The following is a 6,048-nucleotide window of genomic DNA, read 5'->3' on the forward strand; positions in this document are numbered from 1 at the left end:
TCCAAAAAAGGTTGGTGATTTTGTAATAACTAGTTATAAAATTGGTGAAAGAGTAGGTCCATTTGATTCAAATAACAATGTTTTTCTAGTTTTCGAAATCCGAAATCACAAAATGGAGATTACTGTTGTTGACGGAGCGCAAAGTCCAAATGATTTAAAGACGGCAAGTCTTTCATTCGCAAGGGATGAGGAAAAAGTAGACAAAGGAGCACCTTATGCTAGTATTTATAATGAACGAGAAAAATCATTTCAAATCATGTCTCTTTTTAATGAAAGAATTATTCTTGATACAATAGGCTATAATATGACCGACGAACAGTTGTAGAAGGCTATTAAAACATTAAATGTTTCATCAATCATTGACTAAATAAATTAAAATGAAAATATTAATCTCACTATTACTACTCATAACACTAACAGCTAGCTGTTCTGACGTTAAAAAAATAAAATAGCAGTCGGCACTAAAACAGGTCAGGCTCAAAATGACACCTATTTAAAAGCAACGATAGATGACGAAGATTTTTATGCCGATGCTCCTGGCAATCTATCTAACCAAAACTTAATTGCAATTTTCGCTTCAAGTAAAGATAAAAACCAAAAAATTGAAATATATATAGATTCTAAAAGGGGACTTGGAACTTACACACTCGGTAAGGATAAGGGTAGTATGATATATACCAATTCTAAAGGTCATTGGATCGCTTCAAAATTTAGAGGAGAAGGCACCATTACCTTAACGGAAGTAGGGGATTACTTAATAGGTAAATTTTCATTTACAGCTGTAGTAAATAAAATTAAGAAACAAATTACTGATGGTGAATTTAGAGTTAAAAAAAAAGTAAATAAATGACATATTAATATAAAAATAATTTTAATAATTATGGAAAGTGTAAAATTAGAAACAAACGAAACAAGTAGTACGTCTTTACAAGAAGAAGGTAAAACAACTGCCATTATTGCTTACATAACTATTATCGGTTTAATAATAGCATTTGTAATTAACAATGAAAAAAAGAATGCATTCGCAAGTTATCATATTAGGCAATCTTTAGGTTTGGCACTAACGGCTTTGGTATTGTCACTAATTAATATCATTCCAATTTTAGGATGGATTATTAGTTTTTTAGGATTCTTTTTAATTGTTTATCTATGGGTTATGGGCTTGATAAACGCTATTAATTTAAAAGAAAAACCACTGCCAATACTTGGCAAAAAATATGAAGAATGGTTTAAAAGTATTAAGTAATAGGGCACTACTTTTTCAACATCTCAAGCAATTAAAGTATTAAAAATTAAGTAATATCTCTTTTTTATATGAAACGAGCCTGCTAAAAAGTATATCACCCAAGTAGAAAAAAAATAGCGAACAGTCCCAAAACTTCGGGAACCTTTAAAAAAAATTAGATACATGAAAATGATATTCAAATTAATACAAATCCTAAACCTGTTTTTGCTAGGAACAATGACGTTTATAAGTTGTAAGGACTCAAAGTTAGTTCATAAACAAGATACTGCTAAAGTTATGTACAGTAAGGATTCAACAACAGTACGTTTTGAAGGCATTATTACAGATGCTAAAAACGATTGTTGGGCAGATGGTGAGTGCAGCATTGAGGTCAATCACAAATGGTGGGTTGAAATTGAATATGGATTAAGAGACCCAAATTCAATTCCTAAAGAAAGCGGACAAGCTAAAGGTATTCGCTTTACAGAAAACAATGAAAGCATTGGAAAAAAAGTTAAAGTATACGCAGGAATTATTGATACTAACAAACTAACATTAGTAGGGAAAAAAGCCTACTATGTTGAAGTCGTAGAAACTAAAATCGTGAAAAAATGAAAAAATTAATCACATTTATCATGTTATTACTGATAGTGGTAGCATGTAAGAAAGACAACAAAAACAGGGGTAAGACTGTAGAAAATGTGTCAACAAATGAAACATATTTAACGGCTATAGTCGATGGCGTAGATTTTTCAGTAAATTCAAAAAAAGTGCTGTTCATTGCTTTTAGTGGACAACTTTCCCGTAAGTCTGGTATTGTAGGTACCAATGCTGATGGTTATGAAATATCATTTATGCTTCCTAATCCAGTCACAGAAGGTTCAATTGATACGAGTACAAAAGAGCCTAAAATTATTTTGTCGTATTCAGAGAGTGCAAATAAGGCGTCTTGGACAGTAGGCAATGACAACAACCCTACAAGTATGCCATTTACATTCACTATTCTGAAAAATGGTAAAAACTTTGTAGAAGGAACATTTTCTTTTACAGCATTAAATATAAAAGATAACACAAGAAAACAGATTACAAACGGAAAATTTAAAGCTGAAAAACTATAATCATGAAAAAAGGAATCGCAATTATTATGTTACTACTTCTGGTACTAGCTTGTAAAGAAGAAAACAATCCTTTAAATAAAATTAAAGAAGTTACAGGTAAAGTAAAGGAAGTAAAACAAGGCTTGGACAATTTTGATAACATTATAGATGGTGCAGAGGATATGCAAAAAAATATTAAAAAACTTTCAGAACTCACACCTGTTTCTAAAGAGCAAATAAAAGATTGGATGCCCGAAGAAGTAGGCGATTTAAAACTTACAGAATATGATATTAGCAGTCAAATGGGTCTTAGTGTTTTTAAATTATCATATAAAGGAGATGATGAGAAAAAGAAAAAGATAAACATTATCATATCTGATGGTGCAGGAAAAGGGTCAGCGCTAGTCGCAATGTTTTCTATGTTTCAAAATATAGAAATAGATACAGAGAATGAGTCTGGTTACGAACGAACGCAAACTTTTGAAGGTCAACGTACATTGACAAAATATCAAACTTCAGAAAAATATGAAAAGGCTACACTCCAATGTTTAATAAACCAGAGATTTGGTATCGAAGCAAACGCTTGGAACATGAACCCTGATGAATTATGGAATTTTATTAAAAAATTAGAAATTGAAAAATTAGTAAAGTGAATGTTAGTATAGCTTCATCTCATGAAGTGTGTAAGTAAAGATAGTGAAGGCAAACATGTTTAATTTGACACTTGTTATTTCAAAAACTAGCCATCCAAAAATGCCGCCGCCATTAGCTCTTGTTCTCCCCTTGAAATACCAAGTTTATTAGCAAACTTTTTCCATTGGCTTACAGCACCAAGTACTTCTTTAATAATGGCATCCATCTGCTCTTTTTCCAAACGAAAGTACTCTCCGACACTTTTCGCTAATTCCAGATCTAAGGCATTGCTGTCCATATCAATATTCAACGCCAGACCATCTTTATCTATGGACGGGTTAACATCATATGCGGGAGAAAGTACCCAACCTTTACGTGTTAGTATGAAACCATGATTACGCAAATGGTCATCGGTATTGGAAACGGCAATATGAAACACAATCCTTCGCCATAGTTGCTCCAAGTTTTCATCGATGTTAGCACCATAGTTTTGAATGAACTCTGCCAAATCTAAATAGCTTGCTGGGTTATCTCTTATGGTATCCTCATTATTGCCTGTCATGGTCATTGCGGATGAAAAGTGTATCCGCTCCCCTTCTGTCCTATCAAAACGTTGGGTAAAGAACGTATGGTAGTTTCCAAGAATCTTTTCAATTCTTGAAGGCGCCATATCAATACCACAATTTATAGCCAATTGGTAAACTAAGAATTCCCATGCTCCTTTATCTATAGTATCATTCTTAGAAGGAAATTTGGCTATCCATAAATTCCCTTGTTCATCCAAAATATTCGCTTTGGGTCTTGCTCCTCCTAAAGAGGATCCAGGTGCCATAAGAACAGCTAACCATTTTTTTACACCTTCATTATCGGAATCATTTTCAAAATTCTTAGCTGCCTCTTGTAACTCTCTTACCGATGACCATGGAGGTGTGGGTGAATATTCATTGTCATCTAAAAATGTGCCGTCTGGGTCTAATTTAAAACGTAATGCCCCCATCCGACTTTCATCATACACTCCTAGTAAAAAGTCAATTTCGTATAAGGTTGGTGCTTTTTCATTCTTTTCCTTTGCTTCTTGTGCGGCACGTCTTTTCATTAGTGTTCTTCCCCAAGTGTCTGGCATACTATCTAAGAAGACCCCAAAGTTTTCTTTATTATTTGGGTACTGCGGACCCGAATAAAACTGAATATCAGGATCCAACAATTGTTGCTGTTCTGATTGTATCCAATCTTTATTGTATTCGAAACTAAAGGCTTTTTTTCCTTTGGCATAGTATGCCGCAAGAATACCTATCATCTTCGCTTCTGGCATTCCTTGCCAATGCGCATAAACGCATATGTCTAATTTTCCAGTTGCCATTTCTATTCTATAATAATTCTAAATCTTGTAGTTTTCTCCCGAATTCATCATCAGCAGCTAGTTTTAGGAAATCATCTTGTAGCCCTAAAACCCGTAATACATTAAAGTATGAACCAATACCCACGCTAGCATCGCCTTTTTCTATAAGATATAGCGTACTTCTAACGATATCAGCCCTTTCAGCGACTTGAATCGTTGTAAGTTTTCTTCTTTTCCTTGCTAATTTTATATTTTCGCCCATCCGCTCCAAAATTTTTTTATGTTTGGGAAACAGCGTTTGTTTTCTTTTAGCCATAACTATAATGATTGTTATTTCATACAAATATAATTAATTTGATTGAAATAACAATCATTTTTAAAATATTAGTAAGTAGGGGTTCTAAAGTATTTGGAGTTTTCCTTCCCCAAATCTTACCATAACTTACCTGCGCATGGATCCTGTCCGGTTTTTGTAGTGTTCCGGCAGATAAGCGTAAAGCAAAAACCGGATAGGGCACACCCCTACTTTTGATTTGAAATGCTATCCCGCTTTTTGGCCCACCTTTTAAAATCTCTGTAGATAACTTCGTGGTCTTTGAAATAGCCTCTTGCGCTGCCCAAGCCATCGTGTTTGGCCTGAGTAACAGCATCCTGCATTTTCAAATCATAGTTGATAAAATAATAGCCCAAATAACTATATACAATGGTATTGATACTTAGAAAGATATACAGTAACGCAACTTCCCATTTTGGTGTCCATCTAGATTTCTCTATATTTTTCAGAACCTCCTCCATCCTGTTTTCATAGGACTTGACCGTTCTCTTTTGCGAGATCATAAAATCTTGATGCATCATATTTTGGTTCGTATGGGGTATACGAAACGTGATATGATTTTTCCGGTCTCAGCTGCTATATTAAACCGCATCGGAGCATATCAAGATGTTTTGGAGGCCCACTCTTCGGCTAGAATCGATTTGATCGAATGGAAACCTACGCAAGACCATAGTGTTGACATAACAAATGAGACCATTGATTTGTACCGTTATTTTGATGCCACGCTTCAGGCAGAATTTATCTACGAATGTGTTGAAGAAACTATTCAGAAAATAATTCCCGAAGAGCTTAATTTTTTGGGAAAACACGACCAAATAACCCAACAAATTAATGTATTAGTTACGTTGCCAGATACTAAAGTCGATTTGTTGATCAAGTTTCTGAACCAAAATAATGGCAAACTATCTAAGAACAGAAGAACAAAGGAATTTGAGGAACTGACGGATGCTGAAATCGGCACTATTGAAGAATTCTACAAGGCTATTTTAGGATGTGTTTGGGCAAAATTAAAACGGCACGACTTGCCGGGTTGATTGGAGCAACGTTTCCGCATAAGGAAGATTGGAGTGGAAGGGTTGTGCGACTTCCGCAGGGGCTTGGGAGGGTAACGATATTTTCTAATTTGACATAAGAAAAATTATAGTACATAAGTAATACTTTTTAGTTTTTTAAGGAACATTATCAATCCTGTCCTAAACGTTTTCAAGAATGAATAACTTTACTGTTTTCATTGACCTAAAGCTACCGTTTTGGTTTTTTTCAGAATAGAACCCCCTGTACGATATTTTGTTTAGGCGGCGGATGGTCTTGAAAAGGGTGGTCGAGCCATTTTTGGAGGTCTACCTTAACAAAAAGGTTGAGTCTTATAAAAGCGACCAGATTTGATAAGTACCATTTGTATTTTGCCATAGCTTTCAGT

10 protein-coding genes are annotated in these 6,048 nt (G+C 34.4%); 7 read left to right on the forward strand and 3 right to left on the reverse strand.

From position 1 onward, the window contains the following. Nucleotides 1–112: 112 nt before the first annotated feature. The 6 genes from ES765_RS16465 to ES765_RS16490 all read left to right on the forward strand — a co-directional run bounded on the left by ES765_RS16465 (nt 113) and on the right by ES765_RS16490 (nt 2,975). Entirely contained in the window at nt 113–325 is a 213-nt protein-coding gene (locus ES765_RS16465) for a hypothetical protein (protein WP_138115399.1), read from the forward strand. 123 nt (nt 326–448) lie between these two features. After that, nucleotides 449–850, forward strand: coding sequence for a DUF6252 family protein (locus ES765_RS22425; protein WP_262710691.1), 402 nt, complete (start codon nt 449–451; stop codon nt 848–850). 30 nt (nt 851–880) lie between these two features. Next, nucleotides 881–1,246: a DUF4870 domain-containing protein gene (locus ES765_RS16475; protein WP_138115401.1), complete on the forward strand. Its 366-nt coding sequence runs from the start codon at nt 881–883 to the stop codon at nt 1,244–1,246. Nucleotides 1,247–1,408: 162 nt separating this feature from the next. Next, entirely contained in the window at nt 1,409–1,840 is a 432-nt protein-coding gene (locus ES765_RS16480) for a hypothetical protein (protein ID WP_138115402.1), read from the forward strand. After that, nucleotides 1,837–2,343, forward strand: coding sequence for a hypothetical protein (locus ES765_RS16485; protein WP_138115403.1), 507 nt, complete (start codon nt 1,837–1,839; stop codon nt 2,341–2,343). The genes ES765_RS16480 and ES765_RS16485 overlap by 4 nt, the downstream gene beginning before the upstream one ends. 2 nt (nt 2,344–2,345) lie before the next feature. Further along, nucleotides 2,346–2,975: a hypothetical protein gene (locus tag ES765_RS16490; protein WP_138115404.1), complete on the forward strand. Its 630-nt coding sequence runs from the start codon at nt 2,346–2,348 to the stop codon at nt 2,973–2,975. An 86-nt stretch (nt 2,976–3,061) separates the two neighbouring features. On the opposite strand, the gene ES765_RS16495 is transcribed toward ES765_RS16490, so the two are convergent. From ES765_RS16495 to ES765_RS16505, 3 genes are all read right to left on the reverse strand, one after another. Beyond that, nucleotides 3,062–4,315 (reverse strand): type II toxin-antitoxin system HipA family toxin, encoded by a 1,254-nt coding sequence (locus tag ES765_RS16495; RefSeq protein WP_138115405.1) that lies wholly within the window; start codon nt 4,313–4,315, stop codon nt 3,062–3,064. 7 nt (nt 4,316–4,322) lie between these two features. Next, entirely contained in the window at nt 4,323–4,610 is a 288-nt protein-coding gene (locus tag ES765_RS16500; RefSeq protein WP_138115406.1) for a helix-turn-helix domain-containing protein, read from the reverse strand. 206 nt (nt 4,611–4,816) lie between these two features. Then, the gene (locus tag ES765_RS16505) at nt 4,817–5,149 is read right to left on the reverse strand and encodes a hypothetical protein (RefSeq protein WP_138115407.1); all 333 of its coding nucleotides are present in this window, start codon (nt 5,147–5,149) and stop codon (nt 4,817–4,819) included. Here ES765_RS16505 and ES765_RS16510 point away from each other — a divergent pair. Then, nucleotides 5,138–5,662, forward strand: a complete 525-nt coding sequence (locus tag ES765_RS16510) for a hypothetical protein (protein WP_171017334.1) — start codon at nt 5,138–5,140, stop codon at nt 5,660–5,662. The genes ES765_RS16505 and ES765_RS16510 overlap by 12 nt on opposite strands. The last annotated feature ends 386 nt before the right edge of the window (nt 5,663–6,048 follow it).

Origin of the sequence: Maribacter sp. ACAM166, from assembly GCF_005771495.1 — a bacterium.
Lineage (GTDB): Bacteria > Bacteroidota > Bacteroidia > Flavobacteriales > Flavobacteriaceae > Maribacter.